This is a genomic window from Leclercia sp. M-A074-M (assembly GCF_965195605.1).
Taxonomy (GTDB): domain Bacteria; phylum Pseudomonadota; class Gammaproteobacteria; order Enterobacterales; family Enterobacteriaceae; genus Enterobacter.
Genome location: NZ_CBDAHM010000001.1, coordinates 629,270 through 653,675 on the forward strand (window position 1 = coordinate 629,270; position 24,406 = coordinate 653,675).

The 24,406-nt window shown below is 56.4% G+C and carries 19 protein-coding genes and 1 pseudogene; 14 read left to right on the top strand and 6 right to left on the bottom strand.

What is annotated here, in order from left to right:
- The first annotated feature begins 71 nt into the window (after nucleotides 1–71).
- The 9 genes and pseudogenes from kdpF (at nucleotide 72) to potE (ending at nucleotide 11,988) form a co-directional block, all read left to right on the top strand.
- Entirely contained in the window at nucleotides 72–161 is a 90-nt protein-coding gene (kdpF, locus tag ACOKCT_RS03130) for a K(+)-transporting ATPase subunit F (RefSeq protein WP_103178707.1), read from the top strand.
- Nucleotides 161–1,840, top strand: a complete 1,680-nt coding sequence (gene kdpA, locus ACOKCT_RS03135; RefSeq protein WP_156654107.1) for a potassium-transporting ATPase subunit KdpA — start codon at nucleotides 161–163, stop codon at nucleotides 1,838–1,840. Before kdpF ends, kdpA begins: the two co-directional genes overlap by 1 nt.
- 18 nt (nucleotides 1,841–1,858) lie before the next feature.
- Nucleotides 1,859–3,907 carry a potassium-transporting ATPase subunit KdpB gene (gene kdpB / locus ACOKCT_RS03140; protein WP_156654106.1) on the top strand — a complete coding sequence of 683 codons (2,049 nt, stop codon included), beginning with the start codon at nucleotides 1,859–1,861 and terminating at the stop codon, nucleotides 3,905–3,907.
- Between the two features lie 12 nt (nucleotides 3,908–3,919).
- On the top strand, nucleotides 3,920–4,495 hold the full coding sequence (gene kdpC / locus ACOKCT_RS03145; RefSeq protein ID WP_420193143.1) for a potassium-transporting ATPase subunit KdpC: 576 nt from the start codon (nucleotides 3,920–3,922) through the stop codon (nucleotides 4,493–4,495).
- The gene (gene kdpD / locus ACOKCT_RS03150) at nucleotides 4,496–7,171 is read left to right on the top strand and encodes a two-component system sensor histidine kinase KdpD (RefSeq protein WP_214421733.1); all 2,676 of its coding nucleotides are present in this window, start codon (nucleotides 4,496–4,498) and stop codon (nucleotides 7,169–7,171) included.
- Nucleotides 7,168–7,845, top strand: coding sequence for a two-component system response regulator KdpE (gene kdpE, locus ACOKCT_RS03155; RefSeq protein WP_420193144.1), 678 nt, complete (start codon nucleotides 7,168–7,170; stop codon nucleotides 7,843–7,845). Before kdpD ends, kdpE begins: the two co-directional genes overlap by 4 nt.
- A 276-nt stretch (nucleotides 7,846–8,121) precedes the next feature.
- On the top strand, nucleotides 8,122–8,226 hold the full coding sequence (gene speFL / locus ACOKCT_RS03160) for a leader peptide SpeFL (protein ID WP_138369585.1): 105 nt from the start codon (nucleotides 8,122–8,124) through the stop codon (nucleotides 8,224–8,226).
- Nucleotides 8,227–8,480: 254 nt separating this feature from the next.
- Nucleotides 8,481–10,678: pseudogene (speF, locus tag ACOKCT_RS03165) on the top strand (ornithine decarboxylase SpeF).
- Nucleotides 10,675–11,988, top strand: coding sequence for a putrescine-ornithine antiporter (gene potE, locus ACOKCT_RS03170; protein ID WP_103178699.1), 1,314 nt, complete (start codon nucleotides 10,675–10,677; stop codon nucleotides 11,986–11,988). The pseudogene speF and the gene potE overlap by 4 nt, the downstream one beginning before the upstream one ends.
- Before the next feature lie 96 nt (nucleotides 11,989–12,084).
- Here potE and pgm read toward each other — a convergent pair whose 3' ends face one another.
- Nucleotides 12,085–13,725: a phosphoglucomutase (alpha-D-glucose-1,6-bisphosphate-dependent) gene (gene pgm, locus ACOKCT_RS03175; protein ID WP_103178698.1), complete on the bottom strand. Its 1,641-nt coding sequence runs from the start codon at nucleotides 13,723–13,725 to the stop codon at nucleotides 12,085–12,087.
- Between the two features lie 24 nt (nucleotides 13,726–13,749).
- The gene (gene seqA / locus ACOKCT_RS03180) at nucleotides 13,750–14,292 is read right to left on the bottom strand and encodes a replication initiation negative regulator SeqA (RefSeq protein ID WP_159339283.1); all 543 of its coding nucleotides are present in this window, start codon (nucleotides 14,290–14,292) and stop codon (nucleotides 13,750–13,752) included.
- Nucleotides 14,293–14,475: 183 nt separating this feature from the next.
- On the opposite strand from seqA, the gene ybfF reads away from it, so the two are divergent.
- From ybfF to fur, 4 genes are all read left to right on the top strand, one after another.
- Nucleotides 14,476–15,249, top strand: coding sequence for an esterase (ybfF, locus tag ACOKCT_RS03185; RefSeq protein ID WP_103178696.1), 774 nt, complete (start codon nucleotides 14,476–14,478; stop codon nucleotides 15,247–15,249).
- A 128-nt stretch (nucleotides 15,250–15,377) separates the two neighbouring features.
- A complete protein-coding gene (ybfE, locus tag ACOKCT_RS03190) occupies nucleotides 15,378–15,665 on the top strand; it encodes a LexA regulated protein (protein ID WP_103178695.1) in 288 nt (95 codons plus the stop codon).
- Between the two features lie 155 nt (nucleotides 15,666–15,820).
- On the top strand, nucleotides 15,821–16,351 hold the full coding sequence (gene fldA / locus ACOKCT_RS03195; RefSeq protein ID WP_168192007.1) for a flavodoxin FldA: 531 nt from the start codon (nucleotides 15,821–15,823) through the stop codon (nucleotides 16,349–16,351).
- Nucleotides 16,352–16,641: 290 nt separating this feature from the next.
- Complete coding sequence (gene fur, locus ACOKCT_RS03200) at nucleotides 16,642–17,088, top strand: ferric iron uptake transcriptional regulator (protein ID WP_010428651.1); 447 nt, start codon at nucleotides 16,642–16,644, stop codon at nucleotides 17,086–17,088.
- 155 nt (nucleotides 17,089–17,243) lie between these two features.
- Here fur and chiQ read toward each other — a convergent pair whose 3' ends face one another.
- The 4 genes from chiQ to nagE form a co-directional block, all read right to left on the bottom strand.
- Entirely contained in the window at nucleotides 17,244–17,573 is a 330-nt protein-coding gene (gene chiQ, locus ACOKCT_RS03205; RefSeq protein ID WP_103181045.1) for a ChiQ/YbfN family lipoprotein, read from the bottom strand.
- A gap of 46 nt (nucleotides 17,574–17,619) precedes the next feature.
- Nucleotides 17,620–19,026, bottom strand: coding sequence for a chitoporin ChiP (gene chiP, locus ACOKCT_RS03210; RefSeq protein WP_156654102.1), 1,407 nt, complete (start codon nucleotides 19,024–19,026; stop codon nucleotides 17,620–17,622).
- A gap of 433 nt (nucleotides 19,027–19,459) precedes the next feature.
- Nucleotides 19,460–21,127, bottom strand: coding sequence for a glutamine--tRNA ligase (gene glnS, locus ACOKCT_RS03215; RefSeq protein WP_103178693.1), 1,668 nt, complete (start codon nucleotides 21,125–21,127; stop codon nucleotides 19,460–19,462).
- 179 nt (nucleotides 21,128–21,306) lie between these two features.
- Nucleotides 21,307–23,256, bottom strand: coding sequence for a PTS N-acetyl glucosamine transporter subunit IIABC (gene nagE / locus ACOKCT_RS03220; RefSeq protein ID WP_159339284.1), 1,950 nt, complete (start codon nucleotides 23,254–23,256; stop codon nucleotides 21,307–21,309).
- A 327-nt stretch (nucleotides 23,257–23,583) separates the two neighbouring features.
- On the opposite strand from nagE, the gene nagB reads away from it, so the two are divergent.
- Nucleotides 23,584–24,384, top strand: a complete 801-nt coding sequence (nagB, locus tag ACOKCT_RS03225; protein WP_103178691.1) for a glucosamine-6-phosphate deaminase — start codon at nucleotides 23,584–23,586, stop codon at nucleotides 24,382–24,384.
- The last annotated feature ends 22 nt before the right edge of the window (nucleotides 24,385–24,406 follow it).

The following is a 24,406-nucleotide window of genomic DNA, read 5'->3' on the forward strand; positions in this document are numbered from 1 at the left end:
GATTTTTGCGAAATCTTTGCGCCAGAAAATTTACCGTTTGCACCATGACTAATGTCACCCGGAGGTGAATTGTGAGTGCAGGTGTAATTGTGGGCATCGCGCTGCTGTTTCTGTTACTGGGGTATCTGATTTATGCCCTGCTTAACGCGGAGGCATTCTGATGGCTGCTCAGGGATTTCTGCTTATCGCCAGCTTTCTGCTGGTACTGTTCATACTCGCCCGGCCACTGGGGATGTGGCTGGCACGCATGATTAACGGCCTGCCGCTGCCCGGGGTGCAGGCCATTGACGCAGGGATACTGCGCCTGCTGGGGATCCGCGCCGACGAGATGAGCTGGCGCCATTATTTGTTGGCTATTCTGCTGCTTAATGGCGTGGGCCTGGTTGTGCTCTTCGCCATGCTGATGCTTCAGGGCACTCTGCCGCTCAATCCGCAGCAGCTGCCGGGGCTTTCATGGCATCTGGCGCTGAATACCGCCGTCAGCTTTGTCAGCAACACCAACTGGCAGTCCTATGCCGGTGAAACAACTCTGAGCTATTTCAGCCAGATGGCGGGGCTGACGGTACAAAACTTCCTCTCTGCGGCCAGCGGTATCGCAGTGATTTTTGCCCTGACCCGCGCCTTCTCCCGCCAGAATATCACTACGCTTGGCAACGCCTGGGTCGATCTGACCCGCATCACCCTGTGGGTGTTGCTGCCGCTGTCGCTGGTTATCGCCCTGCTGTTTATGCAGCAGGGTGTATTGCAGAACCTGCTTCCTTATCAGCCCTTCACCTCGCTGGAGGGGGCCAGGCAGCTGCTGCCGATGGGGCCGGTCGCCTCGCAGGAAGCGATCAAAATAGTGGGTACCAACGGAGGGGGTTTCTTTAATGCCAACTCCACCCATCCGTTTGAGAATCCGACCGCGCTGACCAACGCCGTGCAGATGCTGGCGATCTTCCTGATCCCCACCGCACTGTGCTTTGCCTTTGGCGAGTCGGTCAGCGATCGGCGCCAGGGGCATACGATCCTGTGGACCATGTCCGCCATCTTTGTGGTCTGCGCGGCGCTGGTGATGTGGGCGGAGTGGCAGGGTAACAGCCACTTAATGCTGCTCGGCGCGGACAGCAACAGCAACATGGAAGGAAAAGAGAGCCGCTTTGGCATTCTCGCCAGCAGCCTGTATGCGGTGATCACCACCGCCGCCTCCTGCGGAGCGGTTAACGCCATGCATGACTCCTTCACCGCCCTGGGCGGCATGATCCCGATGTGGCTGATGCAGATTGGTGAAGTGGTGTTTGGCGGCGTTGGATCGGGCCTGTACGGCATGCTGCTGTTTGTGCTGCTGGCGGTCTTTATCGCCGGGCTGATGATTGGCCGCACCCCGGAATATCTGGGTAAGAAAATCGACGTGCGTGAGATGAAGCTGACCGCGCTGGCGATCCTCGTCACCCCGGCGCTGGTGCTGCTCGGCACCGCACTGGCGCTGATGACTGACGCCGGGCGCAGCGGCATCTTCAACCCCGGGATCCACGGCTTCAGCGAGGTGCTGTACGCGGTGTCGTCGGCAGCCAACAACAACGGCAGCGCCTTTGCGGGCCTGAGCGCAAACTCACCGTTCTGGAACTGCCTGCTGGCATTCTGCATGTTGGTCGGCCGCTTTGGGGTGATTATTCCGGTCATAGCCATCGCCGGATCGCTGGTGAACAAGACCCGCCAGCCCGCCTCTGGCGGCACGCTGCCTACCCACGGCGCGCTGTTTGTGGGTCTGCTGATCGGCACCGTCCTGCTGGTCGGCGCCCTCACCTTTATTCCCGCCCTCGCATTAGGCCCGGTTGCGGAACACCTCTCTTTACGCTGATTTTACGGAGTATTCTTCATGAGTCGTAAGCAACTGGCCCTGCTTGAACCTGCTCTGGTTCGCCAGGCGCTGATGGATGCGATAAAAAAATTAGATCCGCGCGTGCAGTGGCGCAATCCGGTGATGTTTATCGTCTGGCTGGGGAGCCTGCTGACCACCCTGCTTGCCCTCGCCATGGCAGGCGGATGGCTGTCAGGCAGCGCCACCTTTACCGCAGCGATCAGCCTGTGGCTGTGGTTCACCGTGCTGTTTGCCAACGTCGCCGAAGCGCTGGCGGAAGGACGCAGCAAAGCGCAGGCCAACAGCCTTAAAGGGGTACAAAAGACCGCGTTCGCCCGCAAGCTGCGCGAAGCGAAATATGGTGCTGCCAGCGAAACGGTGCCAGCGGATACGCTGCGCAAAGGCGACATCGTTCTGGTGGAAGCCGGAGATATTATCCCCTGCGACGGGGAGGTTATCGAAGGGGGCGCCTCGGTGGATGAGAGCGCCATCACCGGTGAGTCCGCGCCGGTGATCCGTGAGTCCGGGGGCGATTTTGCCTCGGTCACTGGCGGAACACGCATTCTTTCCGACTGGCTGGTGATCCAGTGCAGCGTCAATCCGGGCGAAACCTTCCTCGATCGGATGATCGCCATGGTGGAAGGCGCCCAGCGGCGCAAAACCCCGAACGAAATCGCCCTCACCATTCTGCTGGTGGCGCTGACCATCGTCTTCCTGCTGGCGACCGCCACCCTGTGGCCCTTCTCGTCCTATGGCGGGACGGCGGTGAGCGTCACCGTGCTGGTGGCCCTGCTGGTCTGCCTGATCCCGACCACCATCGGCGGCCTGCTGTCGGCCATCGGTGTGGCGGGCATGAGCCGGATGCTGGCGGCCAACGTTATCGCCACCAGCGGGCGAGCCGTCGAGGCGGCAGGCGACGTCGACGTGCTGCTGCTGGATAAAACCGGCACCATCACCCTCGGCAACCGTCAGGCATCTGAGTTCCTGCCCGCCCCGGGGGTGGATGAGCAAACGCTGGCCGACGCCGCCCAGCTGGCATCGCTGGCGGACGAAACCCCGGAAGGCCGCAGCATCGTCATTCTCGCCAAGCAGCGCTTTAACCTGCGCCAGCGCGACGTGCAAAGCCTGCATGCCACCTTTGTGCCCTTTACGGCACAAACGCGGATGAGCGGCATCAATATTCAGGACCGCCTGATCCGCAAAGGCTCGGTGGACGCGATTCGCCGCCATATTGCAGCCAATAACGGCCACTTCCCGCCGCAGGTAGATACCCTGGTAGAGAACGTCGCGCGTCAGGGGGCCACGCCGCTGGTGGTGGCGGAAGGGGCGACCGTACTCGGGGTGATCGCCCTGAAAGATATCGTCAAAGGCGGCATCAAGGAGCGCTTTGCCCAGCTGCGTAAAATGGGCATCAAAACGGTGATGATCACCGGGGATAACCGCCTGACGGCGGCCGCCATTGCCGCCGAAGCGGGGGTGGATGATTTTCTCTCCGAAGCGACGCCGGAGGCCAAACTGGCGCTGATCCGCCAGTACCAGGGAGAAGGACGGCTGGTGGCCATGACCGGTGACGGCACCAACGACGCCCCGGCCCTCGCCCAGGCGGACGTGGCGGTAGCCATGAACTCCGGCACCCAGGCGGCGAAAGAGGCGGGCAATATGGTTGACCTCGACTCTAATCCGACCAAGCTGATCGAGGTGGTGCATATCGGCAAACAGATGCTGATGACCCGGGGCTCGCTCACTACCTTCAGTATCGCCAACGACGTGGCGAAATATTTCGCCATTATTCCGGCGGCGTTTGCCGCGACTTATCCGCAACTGAACGCCCTGAATGTGATGCATCTGCACTCCCCCGCCTCGGCCATCCTGAGCGCGGTGATCTTCAACGCGCTGATCATTATCTTTCTGATCCCGCTGGCGCTGAAAGGGGTGAGCTACAAGCCGCTCACCGCCGCCGCCATGCTACGCCGCAATCTGTGGATTTACGGTCTGGGTGGGCTGGTGGTGCCGTTTATCGGCATTAAAGCCATCGACGTCGTGCTCACCCTGTTCGGGCTGGTTTAAGAGGAAAATCAAATGGCTATGTTACGTCCCGCTATACTGTTGTTTATTCTGCTGGCCCTGATAACCGGCGGGCTCTATCCGCTGGTGACCACCGCGCTGGGTCAGTGGTGGTTTACCGACCAGGCCAACGGATCGCTTATCTACCAGCAGGGGGAGATCCGCGGTTCCCGGCTAATTGGGCAGAACTTTACCGCGGCGGGTTACTTTCACGGGCGTCCTTCCGCTACGGCTGAGAGCCCGTATAATCCCATGGCCTCGGGCGGCAGCAATCTGGCGGGCAGCAACCCTGAGCTGGATGACGCCGTTCGTGCCCGCGTGGCGGCTCTGCGCGCTGCTAACCCGCAGGCGAGCCCGGCAGTGCCGGTTGAACTGGCGACCGCCTCAGGCAGCGGGCTGGACTACAGCCTGACGCCGCAGGCCGTCGCCTGGCAGATCCCACGGGTGGCTCTGGCGCGTCAGCTCAGCGCCGAACAGCTCAGCCAGCTGGTGGCCGCCCATACGCAAAAGCCATTATTCAGCGCGATGGGCAATCCAGTGGTCAATATTGTTGAATTGAATCTGGCGCTGGACGCGCTAAGGAAAGAGTAAATGATTGACGAGCCTCTGCGCCCGGACCCGGACAAACTGCTGGAACAGGCCGCCTGGCCCCATCGCGGTAAGCTGAAAATTTTCTTCGGCGCCTGCGCGGGCGTCGGCAAGACCTTCGCCATGCTCAGTGAAGCCCAGCGTCTGCGCGCCCAGGGGCTCGATATTCTCATCGGTGTCGTGGAAACCCACGGTCGCCAGGAGACCGCCGCGCTGCTGGCGGGGCTGGCAACCCAGCCGCCGCGCCGCATTCATCATCGTGGGCGTCTGGTAACGGAATTCGATCTCGACGCCGCCCTCGCCCGCCGTCCGGCACTGATCCTGATGGACGAGCTGGCGCACACCAATGCCCCGGGCTCGCGCCATCCCAAACGCTGGCAGGATGTCGAGGAGCTGCTGGACGCCGGAATTGATGTTTTCACCACCGTCAACGTCCAGCATCTGGAGAGCCTCAACGACGTGGTCAGCGGCGTGACCGGTATTCAGGTGCGGGAGACCGTCCCGGATCCCTTCTTCGACGCGGCGGACGAGGTGGTGCTGGTGGATCTCCCCCCGGACGATCTGCGCCAGCGACTGCATGAGGGCAAAGTCTATATCGCCGGGCAGGCTGAGCGAGCCATCGAGCACTTCTTCCGCAAAGGCAATTTGATCGCCCTGCGCGAGCTGGCTCTGCGCCGCACCGCCGACCGGGTGGACGATCAGATGCGGGCCTGGCGCGACCGCCAGGGTCAGGAGAAGGTGTGGCATACCCGCGATGCGATTTTGCTCTGCATCGGCCACGGCAGCGGCAACGAGAAGCTGGTGCGCACCGCCGCGCGTCTGGCGGCAAAATTTGGCAGCGTCTGGCATGCGGTCTACGTGGAGACGCCGCAGCTGCACCGTCTGCCGGAGAACCAGCGCCGCGCCATTCTTGGCGCCCTGCGTCTGGCGCAGGAGCTTGGGGCCGAAACCGCCACCCTGGCCGAGCAGGCGGAAGAGAAAGCCATCCTGCGCTACGCCCGGGAGCATAACCTCGGCAAAATTGTTATCGGCAGGCGCACCCGTCGCCGCGGGTTCAGCCGGGAGAGCTTTGCCGACAAGCTGGCACAGCGCGCCCCCGACCTCGATCTGCTGATCGTCGCGCTGGACGACAAACCGGCCGCCCTGCCCGCCAGAACCCCGGACAACCGGGCATTCAGCGACAAATGGCGGATCCAGCTGCGCGGCTGTCTGGTGGCGGTGCTGCTCTGCGCGCTGATCACCTTTGTTGCCAGCCAGTGGCTACCCGGCTTCGATGCCGCCAACCTGGTGATGATTTACCTGCTGGGTGTGGTGATCGTGGCCCTGTTTTACGGCCGCTGGCCCTCGGTGCTGGCGACGGTGATCAACGTCATCAGCTTCGATCTCTTTTTTATCGCCCCGCGCGGCACCCTGGCGGTGTCGGATGTGCAGTACGTCCTCACCTTCGCCGTGATGCTGGCGGTAGGTTTGCTTATCGGCAACCTGACGGCGGGGGTGCGCTATCAGGCGCGGATCGCCCGTTACCGCGAGCAACGCACCCGCCAACTGTATGAGATGTCGAAGGCGCTGGCGGTGGGCCGCGCACCGCAGGATATCGTCCAGACCAGCCAGCAGTTTATTCACTCCACCTTTAACGCCCGCAGCCTGATCCTGCTCCCGGATCGCGAAGGCAAACTCGCCCCCCTCACCCCGGCTTCGGGCATCACGCCGTGGGATGAGGCCATTGCCCACTGGAGCTTTGATAAAGGCCAGCCTGCGGGAGCAGGCACCGACACGCTCCCGGGTGTACCCTATCAGATTCTGCCGTTGCAGCGTCAGGGGGTACTGATTGTCGAGCCGGCTAACCTGCGCCAGCTGATGATCCCCGAGCAGCAGCGGCTGCTGGAGACCTTTACCCTGCTGGTGGCGAGCGCGCTGGAGCGGCTGGCGCTCACCGCCAGCGAAGAACAGGCGCGGTTAGCCAGCGAGCGGGAGAGCATTCGCAATTCGCTGCTGGCCGCCCTCTCCCACGATCTGCGCACGCCGCTGACGGTGCTGTTCGGTCAGTCGGAGATCCTGACCCTCGACCTGGCGGCAGAAGGCTCCCGCCACGCTATCCAGGCCAGCGAGATCCGCCAGCACGTGCTGAACACCACCCGGCTGGTGAACAACCTGCTGGATATGGCGCGGATCCAGTCCGGCGGCTTTAACCTGAAAAAAGAGTGGCTGACGCTGGAAGAGGTGATCGGCAGCGCCTTAAAAACCCTGGAGCCGGGGCTGGGTGGCCGGCATATCGCGCTCGCGATGTCCGATCCCCTGGCGTTGATCCATGTGGATGGCCCGCTGTTCGAGCGGGTGCTGATTAATCTGCTGGAGAACGCCGCGAAATATGCGGGCAGCAAAGCGCAAATCGGCATTGACGCCAGCGTCACCCCGGACCAGCTCCAGCTGGAAGTCTGGGATAGCGGCCCGGGCATTCCGGCGGGTCAGGAAGAGGCTATCTTTGATAAATTCGCCCGCGGAAATAAGGAGTCCGCCATTCCCGGCGTCGGGCTGGGGCTGGCTATCTGCCAGGCGATTGTTGAGGTGCACGGCGGCACCATTACCGCCCATAATCGCCCCGAAGGGGGGGCCGGTTTTTGTGTTACACTGCCGCTTGATGCCCCACCCGAGCTGAATGACTTTCCAGAGGATTTGTGATTAACGTCCTGATTGTTGAAGATGAACTCGCCATCAGTCGTTTTCTGCGTGCCGCGCTGGAAGGTGAAGGGTTGCGCGTTCACGATGCCGGGACGCTACAGCGAGGCCTGATTGAAGCCGCCACCCGCAAGCCGGACCTGGTGATCCTCGATTTGGGCCTGCCGGACGGCGACGGCCTCGACTTTATCCGGGAGGTGCGCCAGTGGAGCCAGATGCCGATCATCGTGCTCTCCGCCCGTCTGGAGGAGACCGACAAAATTGCCGCACTCGATGCCGGTGCCGACGACTATCTCAGTAAGCCGTTTGGCATTGGCGAACTGCAGGCGCGTCTGCGCGTCGCCCTTCGCCGCCACGCGACCAACGCCCCCGTCGACCCGGTGTATACCTTTTCGGATATTCGTGTCGATCTGGCCTCGCGCCGCATTCAACGCGGTGAGGCTGAAATCCACCTGACCCCCATCGAGTTCCGCCTGCTGGCGGTCCTGCTCAACAATCACGGCAAAGTTCTTACCCAGCGCCAGCTGTTAAGTCAGGTCTGGGGACCGAATGCGGTGGAGCATAGTCACTACCTGCGCATATATATGGGGCACCTTCGCCAGAAACTCGAAACGGATCCCGCGCGCCCGCGCCATTTATTAACGGAAACCGGTATCGGTTATCGGTTTATGCTGTGAATAATCATTCACTCTCATTTCGCTTAAAACAATTACTCTCCTGGTTTATTTTAAAATATCAGCCTCATATTTATTCACCCTTATTTCAAGTCTCTTGACACACTAAAAAAACAGCGCATTAACATAATACCCACAACCCAGAATTATGATCTGCACTTTAAATAAAATGCGGATAATTATTTTTCAAATGATCGCTTAATGTTGATCCTCTTCACGGTTTGCCGTCTCTTTCCGGATAAAATGACCACGCTTTCAATTACTGAAAGGAAAAGGGAAATGGAAAATAACAACCGTTTTATGCCTCATATAAGGCGGGTAACGCATATAATGAAGTTTGCCCACCGCAACTGCTTTGACTTTCATCTCTTTAACGCCCGGTAGTCCTTCGACTTCTGGCGCGCTTGCTTACACACACTCCTGAAAAAGCTTCTTTTACAGTCAGTTGACTGTGAACCAGTGCGCTCATTCTCCTTGATCCAGAATTAACCGTAACCGGACGGGCTGGATTTTATTCAACAAAAAGCAATTTACTGATTTTTTATCAGCGGCCCGACTTTGCTTTTTTTCCGGCAAATAGCGATTTCTTTTTCACAGGAAATCGAAGGACCTCTATTACTTAAAATAAAGAGCGAAAGATGAAAACGTTAAAAATTGCCACCAGCCGCACCTGCCCGCACTGCTTTACCACGACCCGCGATATGGTGGACGTGAACGACTCGGATTATATTGATGTCGCCGCAGTAGTCCTGGCGGTGAGCGATATTTCCAATGGTACTATAGAAAAAATAGATGCCACGGGGTTCAATATTCCCGTTTTTATTTCCACGCATAAAGAAGAGATTGTTCCGGCAGAGTATTTATCGCGTATCCAGGGCGTTTTTGAATGTACCGATAACTGCAATGACTTCTACGGACGCCAGCTGGAAGCAGCTGCGCAGAAGTATGAAACCCAGCTGCGTCCCCCCTTCTTCCGCGCGCTGGTAGATTATGTTAAGCAAGGCAACAGCGCTTTTGACTGCCCGGGACATCAGGGTGGACAGTTCTTCCGCCGCCACCCTGCGGGAAATCAATTTGTCGATTTCTTTGGCGAAACGCTGTTCCGCGCCGACCTGTGCAATGCTGACGTGGCAATGGGCGATCTGCTGATCCACGAAGGCGCGCCGTGTACTGCTCAACAGCATGCGGCGAAAGTCTTTAATGCCGATAAAACCTACTTCGTACTGAACGGAACCTCTTCGTCTAATAAGGTCGTGCTGAACGCCCTGCTCACACCGGGCGATCTGGTGCTGTTCGACCGTAATAACCATAAATCTAACCATCACGGGGCACTGTTACAGGCGGGCGCTACGCCGGTTTATCTGGAAACTGCACGAAACCCGTACGGCTTTATCGGCGGTATTGACGCACACTGTTTTAAGAGCGTTATCTGCGCGAACGGATCGCCGAGGTTGCGCCAGGCCGTGCCCGCGACCAGCGTCCGTTCCGCCTGGCGGTGATCCAGTTGGGCACTTACGATGGCACCATCTATAACGCCCGCCAGGTCGTGGATAAGATTGGTCACCTGTGCGATTACATTCTCTTTGATTCTGCCTGGGTGGGGTACGAGCAGTTCATTCCGATGATGGCGGACTGCTCTCCGTTGCTGCTGGAACTGAACGAGAACGACCCTGGGATCCTGGTTACCCAGTCGGTGCATAAGCAGCAGGCAGGCTTCTCGCAGACCTCGCAGATCCACAAGAAAGACCGGCATATCAAAGGCCAGCCGCGCTATGTTCCGCATAAACGGCTTAACAACGCTTTTATGATGCACGCTTCCACCAGCCCCTTCTATCCGCTGTTTGCCGCGCTGGATATCAACGCCCGTATGCATGAGGGCCAGAGCGGTCGCAATATGTGGATGGATTGCGTGGTGAACGGCATCGAGGCGCGCAAGCTGATCCTGCAAAACTGTCAGTTTATCCGTCCCTTCGTACCGGAAACGGTAGATGGTCGTCCGTGGGAAAGCGCCAGCACCGCCGACATCGCCACCAACCTGCGCTTCTTCCACTTTGTTCCGGGTGAGCAATGGCACGCTTTTGAAGGCTACGCCGAGCACCAGTACTTTATCGATCCGTGCAAGCTGCTGCTAACCACCCCGGGCATCAATGCGCGCACCGGGGAGTATGAGGATTTCGGCGTGCCGGCCACCATTCTGGCTAACTTCCTGCGTGAAAATGGCATCGTCCCGGAAAAATGCGATCTCAACTCAATTCTCTTCCTGCTTACGCCAGCAGAGGACATGGGCAAACTGCAGCAGCTTGTCGCCCAGCTTGTGCGCTTCGAGAGACTGCTCCAGACCGATGCCCCGCTGAAAGAGGTTCTGCCATCCATCTGCAAACAGTACCCGGAACGCTATGCCGGTTACACCCTGCGCCAGATTTGCCTGGAGATGCATGAACTTTATGCCCGCCATAACGTGAAGCAACTGCAGAAAGAGATGTTCCGTAAGGCGTATTTCCCGCGGGTGATGATGAACCCACAAGAGGCGAACATTGCCTATCTGCGTGGCGAAGTCGAACTGGTCTCGCTGCACGACGCGGAAGGCCGGATTGCCGCCGAAGGGGCGCTCCCCTATCCACCGGGGGTGCTGTGCGTGGTCCCGGGCGAAGTATGGGGCGGTTCCGTGCTGCGCTACTTTGCCGCGCTTGAAGAGGGGATCAACCTGCTGCCGGGCTTTGCACCGGAGTTACAGGGGGTGTACGTCGAGGAGTGTGACGGTCGCAAACAGGTGCGCTGCTACGTCATCAAACAACCTGCCGCTCAGCCTGTGCTGCTGAAAGGAGAAAAATTATGAGTAAATCCAACAAAATGGGCGTCGTGCAGCTCACCATTCTCACTATGGTCAACATGATGGGATCGGGCATTATCATGCTGCCGACCAAACTCGCGGAAGTGGGAACGATCTCAATTATCTCCTGGCTGGTGACGGCGGTGGGATCGATGGCGCTGGCGTGGGCTTTTGCCAAGTGCGGGATGTTCAGCCGCAAGTCAGGCGGGATGGGCGGTTACGCCGAGTATGCCTTCGGTAAGTCAGGCAACTTTATGGCCAACTATACCTACGGCGTGTCGCTGCTGATCGCCAACGTCGCGATTGCGATTTCAGCGGTGGGCTACGGCACCGAGCTGTTTGGTGCCACGCTCAGTCCGGTGCAAATTGGGCTGGCGACCATCGGCGTACTGTGGATCTGCACCGTGGCCAACTTTGGCGGGGCGCGCATCACGGGTCAGTTAAGTAGTATCACCGTCTGGGGTGTCATTATCCCGGTTGTCGGGCTGTGCATCATTGGCTGGTTCTGGTTTAGCCCAACGCTGTATGCCAACTCCTGGAATCCCCATCATGTGCCGTTCTTCACCGCGGTGGGCTCCTCCATCGCCATGACGTTATGGGCCTTTCTCGGGTTGGAATCCGCGTGTGCTAACGCTGAAGTGGTGGATAATCCTGAAAAGAACGTCCCCATTGCGGTACTGGGCGGCACCCTGGGTGCGGCGGTGATCTACATTGTCTCCACTAACGTGATTGCCGGAATCGTACCGAACATGGATCTCGCGACCTCCACCGCACCGTTCGGGTTGGCCTTCGCCCAGATGTTCACGCCGGAAGTCGGGAAAGTGATCATGGGTCTGATGGTTATGTCCTGCTGTGGCTCGCTCCTCGGCTGGCAGTTCACCATCGCACAGGTGTTCAAAACATCAGCGGATGCTGGTTACTTCCCGAAAATCTTCTCCCGCGTAACCAAAGCGGATGCGCCGGTACAGGGCATGCTGGCGATTGTGATTTTCCAGAGCGGTCTGTCGTTGATGACCATTAGTCCATCGCTGAACAGCCAGTTTAACGTGCTGGTCAATCTGGCCGTTGTGACCAACATCATCCCCTACATTCTGTCGATGGCGGCACTGGTGATCATTCAGAAGGTGGCAAAAGTTGACCCGGGCAAGGCGAAAATCGCCAATATCGTGGCGCTGGTGGGAGCGATTTACAGCTTCTATGCGCTTTACTCTTCTGGCGAAGAAGCGATGCTGTACGGTGCTATGGTGACCTTTATGGGCTGGACGCTCTACGGGCTGGTTTCACCGCGCTTTGAACTGAAGAACAAAATGAGCTGACAAAAAAGCCCGGTGGCGCTCGCGCTTACCGGGCCTACAAAATCGAAGCAGTTGTAGGCCGGGCAAACGCAGTGCCGCCCGGCGCACAAACCGCAGTTATGCGTTTTTCAGCACTTCGCTGACAATCTCTACCGCTTCTTTCTCAATCTGCTGGCGGTGTTCCGCACCGAGGAAGCTTTCGCAGTAAATCTTGTAAGCATCTTCCGTACCGGATGGACGCGCCGCGAACCAGCCGTTCTCGGTCATCACCTTCAGACCGCCGATAGAGGCACCATTGCCCGGTGCCGCCGTCAGACGGGCGGTGATCGGGTCGCCTGCCAGGGTGCTGGCACTGACCATGTCAGGTGAGAGTTTAGAGAGCGCCGCTTTCTGGGCGGAGGAGGCAGAGGCCTGGAGACGGTTGTAGCTCGGCGCACCGAAACGGGCGGCCAGCTCATCGTAGTGCTCCTGCGGGTTCTTACCGGTGACGGCAGTGATCTCCGCCGCCAGCAGGCACATGATGATACCGTCTTTGTCGGTAGACCACGGCGTACCGTCGAAGCGCAGGAAGGAGGCACCCGCGCTCTCTTCGCCGCCAAAGCCGAAGCTGCCGTCGAACAGACCGTCTACAAACCACTTAAAGCCCACCGGCACTTCCACCAGCTTACGGCCCAGGTCGTTAACCACACGGTCGATCATTGCGGAGGAGACGAGGGTTTTACCGACGGCAACCTCTGCCCCCCACTGAGGACGATGCTGGAACAGGTAGTTGATCGCCACCGCCAGATAGTGGTTTGGATTCATCAGGCCCGCAGGCGTGACGATACCATGACGGTCGTAATCCGGGTCGTTGGCAAAGGCGAGGTCGAACTTGTCGCGCAGCGCCAGCAGGCCAGCCATCGCACACTCGGAGGAGCAGTCCATACGGATTGCACCATCTTTATCCAGGTGCATAAAGCGGAAGGTCTGATCGACATGATCGTTAACGATGGTCAGATCCAGCTTGTAGTGCTCCGCAATACGCTTCCAGTATTCAATACCGGAACCGCCCAGCGGGTCGACGCCCAGCTTAAGACCCGCTTTCTGGATCGCCGCCATGTCGACGATATCTGCCAGTCCTTCAACAAAAGGCTGCACCAGATCCTGCTCTTTCACGTGGCCGGAGGCCATCGCCTCGTCCAGAGAGATGCGCTTCACGCCTTTCAGGTCATCAGCCAGCAGCGCGTTGGCGCGATCTTCCACCACTTTCGTGACGTTAGTGTCAGCCGGGCCGCCGTTGGGTGGGTTGTATTTGATGCCGCCATCTTCTGGCGGGTTGTGGGACGGCGTGATCACAATGCCGTCAGCCTGCGCGCCGCCCTTCTGGTTATGCACCAGGATGGCGTTAGAAACGGCAGGGGTCGGCGTATAGCCGTTGTTTTCCTGAATGATGACATCCACGCCGTTGGCCGCCAGCACCTCCAGTACGGAGATAAACGCTGGCTCTGACAGGGCGTGTGTATCCTTACCCACGTAACACGGACCGGTGACGCCGTTTTTGGCACGCTCTTCCGCGATGGCCTGAGCAATGGCCAGAATATGCGGCTCGTTAAAGCTATGGCGTACCGCACTGCCGCGGTGCCCGGATGTACCAAACTTAACTGCGTGTTCTGCGTTGCCCACTTCCGGCTTCAGCACGTAATACTGTGCGGTAAGCTGGGCGACGTTAATCAAATCGCTCTGTTGTGCAGGTTGACCCGCACGATTGTGATTTGCCATTGCCTGGTCCTTCTGATGCAAGGGTTAGATAGTTCCGCAAACCTTATCAATCAATTCCACCGGGAACTGCATCGACTGCATGATGTGTTCGATCATGCTGCGTTTACGTCCGGTATTGGTATTGGTGATCACCCAGTACGGTGTACCAGGGAGGTGCTTGGGTTTAGTTTGATTGCCATTCTGTAACAGCGTTTGCTCGTCACCCGCGAAGTAGACACGCGTGCGACCATGCAGTGACTCCGTCGCATCGGCAAACGCGTTGTGATCCAGTGAATAGAGTGTAGTCAGCACCAGCATAAAGCGGTTAACTGCTTTCTTCTGCTCAGCGTATTCGTCAGAAAGCAGCAGTTCGCGCATCGCACGCACTTTGTCTTTTACCTGCGTCAGCGGCTTTTCCTGGACGACGGCAACGGGCTGGCGCGTCTCTTTGGGGGCTGGAGCGGCAGACTGCGAGGCGGCGGCCATTTTGAGCATGCGCCGTAAAATGTCGGACGCGCTCTCACCGATATGCCGCGTCTGGCTGGCAATATACTGATAGAGTTCGTCATCAACTTCGATTGTTTTCATCTTAATCCAGTGCGATATCTTATCTGAATACAAGTCGTTGGGAGTATAAGGTCAAAACCCAACAGCGGATAGCGTCAAGCCAGGATGGCGGCAAAAGTCAGAATTAACTGTTTCCTTGCAGCCGGGCGGCAGAATGGTCAACATGATACCCTAACCTGACATACGTAAAAAAAGAACTTTGCCATGAAATTGAATACCCGAGCGCAATCTGCACAATCGCCGCACAATAATTCTCCCATCGTCCTGGTGCATGGTCTGTTTGGTAGTCTGGATAATCTTGGCGTACTGGCACGGGATCTGGTGCAGGATCACGCGCTGCTGCAGGTAGATATGCGCAACCACGGCCTGTCGCCGCGCTCGCCGCAGATGACCTACGCCGATATGGCCCAGGATCTGCTGGATACGCTGAATGAGCATAATATTGAAAAAGCGACCCTGATTGGTCACTCCATGGGTGGCAAAGCGGTGATGGCGCTGACGGCGCTTGCGCCGGAGCGCATTGCGGGCCTGGTGGTGATCGACGTGGCGCCGGTGGATTACGATGTGCGCCGCCATGATGAGATCTTCGCCGCTATCAACGCCGTCACGGACGCTGGCGTTAGCACCCGCCAGCAGGCTGCCGCGCTGATGCGTGAGCATCTGAACGAAGAAGGCGTGGTGCAGTTTCTGCTGAAATCCTTCGTCGACGGCGAATGGCGCTTTAACGTGCCGGTGCTCTGGGATCAATATGACCAGATCGTCGGCTGGCAGCCGGTGCCGGCGTGGCCGCATCCGACGCTGTTTATTACCGGCGGCAACTCCCCGTATGTAACCGAAGCGTATCGCGATGCGCTACTGACGCAATTCCCTCAGGCGCGTGCGCATGTCATTGCCGGCGCCGGACACTGGGTTCATGCCGAAAAACCGGACGCGGTGCTGCGCGCTATCCGTCGTTACCTCGCCGACACGGCAAATTGATTAAAAAGAGAGCGACTGGTCGCCAGCGGGCCTCCAGTCGTTGGCGTGCCGTTTTCGGTGATGTATGATGGCGCGCTTATCGCCCGGGCATTAGCAGGGTGTCTTGTTTCCCCCGAAGTCTCAAAATCATGGCCAAAGAACACACGGACCGCACGACATTAGATCTGTTCGCGAATGAGCGTCGCCCGGGACGACCGAAAACCAATCCGCTTTCGCGTGATGAACAGCTGCGCATCAATAAGCGCAATCAGCTTAAACGCGATAAAAGCCGCGGGCTTAAACGCGTCGAGCTGAAACTGAACGCTGAAGCCGTCGATGCGCTGAACGAGCTGGCGAATGCCCGTGATATCAGCCGCAGTGAGCTGATTGAAGAGATGCTGATTGCGCAGCTCGAGATATGGCACGGCAAAGCGTAAGTCAGAAAACTCCCCTTCTTATTGCTTTCATGTAGCACAGAGTGCAGTCCTGGGTGATTGCAGTTTCCGCAGGCTTCTCTGTTCTGCTATGATTGCCCTTATCCGTGGCTAAATTGCGCCACCATACCATTAAGTTTCAAGAGGTTATTTTACTCATGGCAATCATCGGCATTTTTTTTGGCAGCGACACGGGTAATACCGAAAATATCGCAAAAAACATTCAAAAACAGCTAGGTAAAGACGTTGCCGATGTGCATGACATTGCGAAAAGCAGCAAAGAAGATATCGAAGGCTACGATATCCTGCTGCTGGGCATCCCTACCTGGTACTACGGTGAAGCGCAGTGCGACTGGGACGATTTCTTCCCGTCTCTGGAAGAGATCGATTTCAACGGCAAACTGGTTGCCCTGTTCGGCTGTGGCGATCAGGAAGATTACGCAGAGTACTTCTGCGACGCTCTCGGCACCATCCGCGATATCATTGAGCCGCGCGGCGCCGTAATCGTTGGTCACTGGCCAACTGCTGGCTACCACTTCGAAGCCTCTAAAGGTCTGGCCGATGATAACCACTTCGTGGGTCTTGCCATCGATGAAGATCGCCAGCCTGAACTGACCGCTGAGCGCGTAGAGAAATGGGTTAAGCAGGTTCGCGAAGAGCTGCACCTCGACGATATTCTCAACGCCTGATCACACTGCGGCGCAACGCCATAGTTGCGCCGCATTGATAGGTAATATCAATCAAAATAATTGCTACAAATTTTTAACTTTTCCTGCCATACCTGTACAATGATCCAGGTTCAAACGGGTCACCCTGTAACAAGTTTGTTGGCGGTACCACGTTTTTATAAGCATACTTTACTTGAGACTTGCAGTTTTCATTAGGTCATGGCAGTTCTATAATGAGACGCATTTCCCAGGTGCATTTTCTGTCACTTCTTCTTTAGAAGTGAATCGTTTAGCAACAGGACAGATTCCGCATGACTGACAACAACACCGCATTAAAGAAGGCCGGACTGAAAGTCACGCTTCCACGGTTAAAAATCCTGGAAGTGCTTCAGGGTCCGGATAACCATCATGTCAGTGCGGAAGACTTATACAAGCGTCTGATCGACATGGGCGAAGAGATTGGTCTGGCGACCGTTTACCGTGTACTGAACCAGTTCGACGATGCAGGCATCGTGACGCGTCACAACTTTGAAGGCGGGAAATCCGTATTTGAACTGACGCAGCAGCATCACCACGATCACCTGATTTGCCTGGATTGCGGCAAAGTGATCGAATTCAGCGACGACTCTATCGAATCACGTCAGCGTGAAATTGCCGCCCGTCATGGCATTCGTCTGACCAACCACAGTCTCTACCTCTATGGCCACTGTGCCGAAGGCGACTGCCGCGAAGATGATCACGCGCACGACGCGAAATAATTCATCCGCCTGCTCCGAGCCAACCTGACGGTTGGCTTTTTTATGCCTGTCATAATGTAAAAAGCCCGGTGGCGCTGCGCTTACACGGGCCTACGGGTGATTTCACCCTGGTAGACCCGGTGAGCATCGCGCCACCGGGCGTTAAAAACAGCGAATTACTTGCTGTTATTACTGCGAATTTCCTGCCAGATTTTGTCGCAATTTTTGGTCACGTCCTGATTGTTACCCGTTTTGCGCGCCATAATACAGGCCTGGTAATCCGCCACTCGCACGCTTTCCTGGGTGGCAAACTGTTCGTGCTTCTTCTCCTGGCGCAGCACGTTCAGCACGCTCTGGCAGGCTTCGATTTTTTCTGGCGAACCTTCAGCGGTATTGATACAGGCGCTGTAGGCCTCTTTCAGACGGGTGTCTTCTCTCTGGGTCTGGGGTTGTGCGCAGGCGGCCAGTCCTGATGCCAGCAGCGCAACCAGTACGAATTTTTTCAGCATAGCAGTCTCCAGTCGGCGGGGTTATCCCCCGCCGGGTGAGTCATCAGAAGATGGTGAACGGGGCGATAACCATAAACTTCACGTCTCGCTCATCCTGGAAGATGTTGCCGTAACCGCCGCCGTAGCTTGGGATGTCGGAGTGGTTGTCATACTGCGTGAAGTGCAGTTTGAACATGGTGCCTTTCGCGCGACCGTCCTGCAGGGTGTAGATCGCATCCAGGCTATAGGCAGACTCTTTGATCTTGTTAGAGGCGATATCTTCACGCTGGCCCGCGCTGTTGATCAGCCAGTCTGCTGGTTTTGCATCCCAGGCGTAAACATAAGAAGCACCGACGCTCCAGCCTGCGAGGTTCCAGTTGCTCAGGTCATACATCGCGCCGAAGAAGACCGCTTTTTCGCCATTGGCGTTGAAGTCGGAGCGGTTATCCCACCACACGTCCAGACGACCGTTGGACGAAGCATAGGTTGGGGTCATGCGCTGCAGGAAATAGCCCTGCTGCCCTTCCGCCTTAACGTAAGTCCCTTCCAGACGTAAGTCGACCTGACCGACCTTATAACCCAGGGTCAGCGCCTGCAGCCATGCCGTGCCGTCGTAGATATCGTTCACGGTGCCGCTATCGGCTTTATCACGCGTGCCGTAGAACTGGTAGCTGGTAGAGAGGGGGCCGCCCACGATATCCAGTTTGTAGCTCGCTTTGGCAAAGTACTGATCGATGAAGCCTTCCGCCTGGCCAAACGCGGCTTCCAGAATCAGGTTATTTTTGAAATCGTACTTCGCGCCAAATGAGTGGAGATAATCAACGCGGGTTTTTCTGTCATTTTGATAGAACTTGTCCATCTCAAGATGCCACGGCGCTTTGTACTCGTTGGTCCACATATACGAGAAACTCAGCGCCCCGCTGTCGCCGTAGTCAAAGTTTGCCCCGGCTTCGGCACCCTGGTAGGTACCTGGCATAAAGCTCCAGTGTGGCGCTAACAGGGTCTGGCCGGTTGGTTGCAGCCAGCCGCCGCGCGCCCAGACCGGACCGTATTTAAATTTTGCTGCCGCTTTATACAGGCTGATTCCGCTCTTATCGCCGGACCAGTCCTCTTTGTAGGCTTTGTTGCTGGAGGAGAACGCAATTTCGTTCGGGTGGCCGCTGTCGCCATTTTCCGCCATTTCAATGGCCGTGAACGCAGCAAGATCAAGACCGAACATATCGGCGGCATAGCCGGACTGGAAATCGAGGTTGGCGTTCCAGGTGGAGTGAGCCAGGTTAGTTTTATATTTATCTGCTTCGACATCTTTACGGTCACGTTCACGCTGCCAGTAATAAATACCGCCCGTGAGCGTGGAATCATCAATAAAACCTTCGGCCTGGGCTTTCGGAGAAACCATCCAGCCTGACATTGCTGTTACACCGGCAATAGCCAGCGCTAGCGCACTACGTTTGCCACTGAACGTACGCATAATTAATCCTCTTTGACGTATTTAAAGCGCCTAAAACGGCGAAAAACAAAAAGTAAAAAGTGGAGGTAACCAGAAATACCCGCTTACATCTCCTCTCTGTAGACTATTTTTCGCGACGCGAATTATCAATGCTTTTCAGCGATCAAACGTCAGGATTATGACAAAGCGCACATATTTGATTGCTAATTGTAACAAAGCAAAGGAAGAAGAATATTTTATTAAAATAACAGGAATAATTAGCGAGTTATTTTTAACAGGCAGGCATTAAACAGCCATTCTGATAGCTATTACGGTGAATTTGCGAAAAGGAAGAAAAAGCGAACAGTTTTAAGAAAGGGAATTAATTCGCAACGCGAACATATGGTTAAATTCTGACCCGATTGTCTGGCAAAAAAAACGCCGCAATGCGCGGCGTTTATCAGAAAATGATCGGTTATTCGCCGACTTTCGTCCAGGTATCACGCAGACCAACGGTACGGTTAAACACCAGTTTATCGGCTGTGGCGTAGCGGCTGTCGAGGCAGAAGTAACCTTCGCGCTCAAACTGATACGCATTGCCGGCAACAGCCCCTTTCAGGGATGGCTCCGCAAAGCCCTGCTTGATCACCAGCGACTCCGGGTTAATGACCTCCAGGAAGTCCTCTGCGGCACCCGGGTTTGGCACGCTGAAGAGGCGATCGTACAGACGGATCTCAACCGGCAGCGCATGTGCCGCGCTGACCCAGTGGATAACGCCTTTCACCTTGCGGCCATCGGCAGGATCTTTGCTCAGAGTCTCGGCATCGTAGCTGCAGAAGATCGTGGTGATAGTGCCTTCAGCATCTTTTTCAACACGCTCAGCTTTGATCACGTAGGCATTACGCAGGCGCACTTCTTTGCCCAGCACCAGGCGTTTGTACTGCTTGTTCGCTTCTTCGCGGAAGTCGGCGCGATCGATCCAGATCTCTGCGCTGAACGGCACTTCACGGCTACCCATCTCCGGCTTGCTCGGATGGTTCGGCATGGTCACCAGCTCGCTTTCGCCCTGAGGATAGTTTTCGATAACCAGCTTAACCGGATCGATAACAGCCATCGCGCGCGGCGCATTGTCGTTCAGATCTTCGCGAATGCAGGATTCCAGCGACGCCATCTCAATGGTGTTGTCCTGCTTGGTCACGCCGATGCGTTTGCAAAACTCGCGGATAGATGCGGCGGTATAGCCACGACGACGCAGACCGGAGATGGTTGGCATACGCGGGTCATCCCAGCCTTCAACGTGCTTGTCGGTAACCAGCAGGTTCAGCTTACGCTTGGACATCACGGTGTATTCCAGATTCAGACGAGAGAATTCGTACTGACGCGGATGCACCGGAATGGAGATGTTATCCAGCACCCAGTCATACAGACGACGGTTGTCCTGGAACTCCAGCGTACATAAGGAGTGAGTAATGCCTTCCAGCGCATCGCTGATGCAGTGGGTGAAGTCGTACATTGGGTAGATGCACCACTTGCTGCCGGTCTGATGGTGATCGGCAAACTTAATGCGGTACAGCACCGGGTCACGCATCACGATAAATGGTGAGGCCATATCGATTTTAGCGCGCAGGCAGGCTTTACCCTCTTCGAAGCCACCGGCACGCATTTTTTCAAACAGCGCCAGGTTCTCTTCCACGCTGCGATCGCGGTACGGGCTGTTTTTGCCCGGCGCGGTCAGCGTGCCGCGGTATTCGCGGATTTCGTCAGCGGAAAGCTCGTCAACGTAGGCCAGACCTTTGTTGATCAGCTCTACGGCGTAAGCATACAGCTGGTCAAAATAGTCGGAGGAGTAGCAGATGTCGCCAGACCAGTTGAAGCCCAACCATTGCACGTCGTTCTTAATGGACTCTACGTATTCGATATCTTCTTTCACCGGGTTGGTGTCATCGAAACGCAGGTTGCATTGACCCTGATAGTCCTGCGCGATGCCGAAGTTCAGGCAGATCGATTTCGCATGACCAATATGCAGGTAGCCATTCGGCTCCGGCGGGAAACGGGTATGAACTGTGGTGTGCTTACCAGTGGCCAGATCTTCATCAATGATCTGACGGATAAAGTTGCTCGGGCGGGCTTCAGCCTCACTCATCGTGGATTCCTCAAAGCGTAAACGACGTATAACGGCATATGATCTTATAAGCCGGGCGTAGTGACAACCTTTAGTTACGCAAAAAACGGTCCCGGAAGAGAATTATGAGGGCGATTGCTGCAAAAAAAAGCGGCGGGGATATCCCCGCCGCTCAGGCACTAACGCTTACTCAGGAGCACTTATTTGCCTTTAATTTCATACAGAGGTGTCTGACCGGCCACAACCTGACCCTGCGCCTTAATGACCAGGCCGCTGAAGTCATCGATATTGCTGCAGACAACCGGGCTAATCATCGAGCGCGCGTTGGCGTTCAGGTAGTCGAGATCCATCTCCAGAACCGGCTGACCCGCCACCACTTCCGCACCCTCTTCGACCAGGCGTTTGAAGCCCTGGCCACCCAGCGCTACGGTATCGATGCCCATGTGGACAACGATCTCCGCCCCTTTGTCGGTTTCCAGGCAGAACGCGTGGTTGGTATTGAAGATTTTAACGATGGTGCCCGCCGCAGGCGACACAACGGTTTTCTCCGTTGGTTTAACCGCGACACCGTCACCCACGGCTTTACTGGCGAAGGCTTCATCAGGAACCTGCTCCAGAGCCACCACCTCACCGGTGACTGGCGAAACCAGTGCGGCAATGGTTACCGCATTTGGCACCGCCTGCGGTTTCGCAACCGGCGCGTCAGCCACGGGTGCGCTATCCGTTGAGGCAGCAGCGACCGGCCCACGGGCAACCACTTTTTTCATTTCGTCGCCGATAGATTCGGCCTTCGCACCCACGATAACCTGGATGGTTTGTTTGTTCAGTTTCACCACACCAGACGCGCCCAGGCGTTTACACATGGCATCGCTCACGCGCGCAGAGTCGCCAACGGTCAGACGCAGGCGGGTAATACAGGCATCAATGGCTTTCAGGTTATCGGTACCGCCTACAGCGGCAATGTAGCTGGTTGCCAGCTGAGTTAAACCTTCTTCGGTATTGCTGTTTGCTTCACTGGTTACGACGTCATCTTTTGTCTCTTCACGGCCCGGCGTTTTGAGGTTAAACATACGAATAACCGCGCTGAACAGGAGGAAGTAGATAACGAAGAACACCAGGCCCATCACCATCAGCATCCAGACATTGCTGCTTGCCGCCGGCAGGTTGTACATCAACACGTAGTCGATAGCGCCTGCGGAGAAGGAGAAGCCAGCATGGATACCCAGAAGAGTGGCCACAAACAGGCTGATACCGGTCAGGAAGGCGTGCATGAGATACAGCAGCGGCGCCAGGAACATGAACAGGAATTCCAGTGGCTCGGTCACGCCGGTCAGGAAGGCCGTGATCGCAACGGACAGCAGCATACCGCCAACCATTGGGCGACGCTCTTTCGGCGCAGCCAGGTACATTGCCAGCGCAGCGCCAGGCAGACCAAACATCATGATTGGGAAGAAGCCGGACATGAACATGCCCGCGGTGCCGTCGCCTGCGTAGAAACGGTTGATATCACCGTGGAACACGGCACCCGCCGCGTTGGTGAACTCACCAATCTGGAACCAGGCGATGGTGTTCAGCACCTGATGCAGACCCGTTGGGATCAGCAGACGGTTGATGAAACCGAAGATACCCGCACCCATTGCGCCCGCGGAAACGATCCACTCGCCACCCGCATGGATAGCGTGCTGCACCGGTGGCCACACGTAGCCAAAGATGGCGGCAAGGATCAGACAGAAAAAGCCCGTCGCGATCGGCACGAAACGTTTTCCGCCGAAGAAGCTCAGGAAGTCAGGGAGTTTGATACCTGCCCAGCGGTTGTAGACGGCACCACCGACGAGACCGGTAATGATACCCGCCAGTACGCCCATGTTGATTTCAGGGTTGATGGTCACCATCGCTTTCGTGAGGATGAAGTAACCCACGGCCCCGGCCAGTGCCGCAGCACCAGCGCTGTCTTTTGACCAGCTTGACGCCACACCGATGGCAAAAATCAGCGCCAGGTTGTCAAAAATTGCGCCGCCAGCCTGAGCAATAAACGGCACGTTAAGAAGATCGGGTTGCCCGAATCGCAGCAGGAGCGCTGCAACCGGTAGCACGGCGATAGGGAGCTGCAAAGCCCTACCGAGGCGCTGGAAAAAACCTAAAATATTCATCCTATTCCCCCTACGAGACCCTTTGTTAAGGCTCGCGCATAAACTATGTTTTTTATTGTGTAACGAACGATAAATACAGTTGATGATTCACTGGCTTTGAGAGTGTCTGAAAAATTAATTCGTATCGCAAATTAAACGCGTACTTTTTGTGAGTTTTGTCACCAAATATTGTTTCTTCCCCTCCCCTGTACTGGCAAACAGTGAAAACTTATTTTATGATACGAAAAATCAGGACGGATTGACCCCTCTCGGTGTGAAACAGGTTAGGCTTATATCATACCCCGACAAGCAATCCGCCAACTTTTACTAAAACTTCAGAGGTGAATAATGAGACTGATCCCCCTGGCAACCGCAGAACAAGTCGGCAAATGGGCTGCTCGCCATATCGTACAACGTATCAACGCGTTCAAACCGACAGCCGATCGTCCTTTTGTACTGGGTCTGCCTACCGGTGGCACACCTCTTACCGCCTATAAAGCACTGGTTGAGATGCATAAAGCGGGCCAGGTTAGCTTTGAACATGTTGTCACTTTCAACATGGACGAGTATGTAGGCCTGCCAAAAGAGCACCCGGAGAGCTACCATAGCTTCATGCACCGGAACTTCTTTGATCACATTGATATTAAACCGGAAAATATTAATCTGCTGGACGGAAATGCCCCGGATATTGATGCAGAGTGCCGTCATTACGAAGAAAAAATCCGTGCTTACGGTAAAATCCACCTGTTCATGGGTGGCGTCGGTAACGACGGTCATATCGCCTTCAACGAACCTGCTTCTTCTCTGGCCTCCCGTACCCGTATCAAAACCCTGACACATGACACCCGTGTGGCAAACTCCCGTTTCTTTGATGGCGACGTTAATCAGGTACCAAAATATGCCCTGACCGTTGGCGTGGGTACCCTGCTGGATGCGGAAGAAGTGATGATTCTGGTGCTGGGCAGCGTAAAAGCGCAGGCGCTGCAGGCGGCGGTAGAAGGCAACGTCAACCACATGTGGACCATCAGCTGTCTGCAGCTGCATCCGAAAGCCGTTGTGGTATGCGATGAACCGTCTACCATGGAACTGAAAGTGAAGACGTTGAAGTATTTCAACGAATTAGAAGCAGAAAATATTAAAGGTCTGTAATGTGACGCCGTCTCTGCCTGCA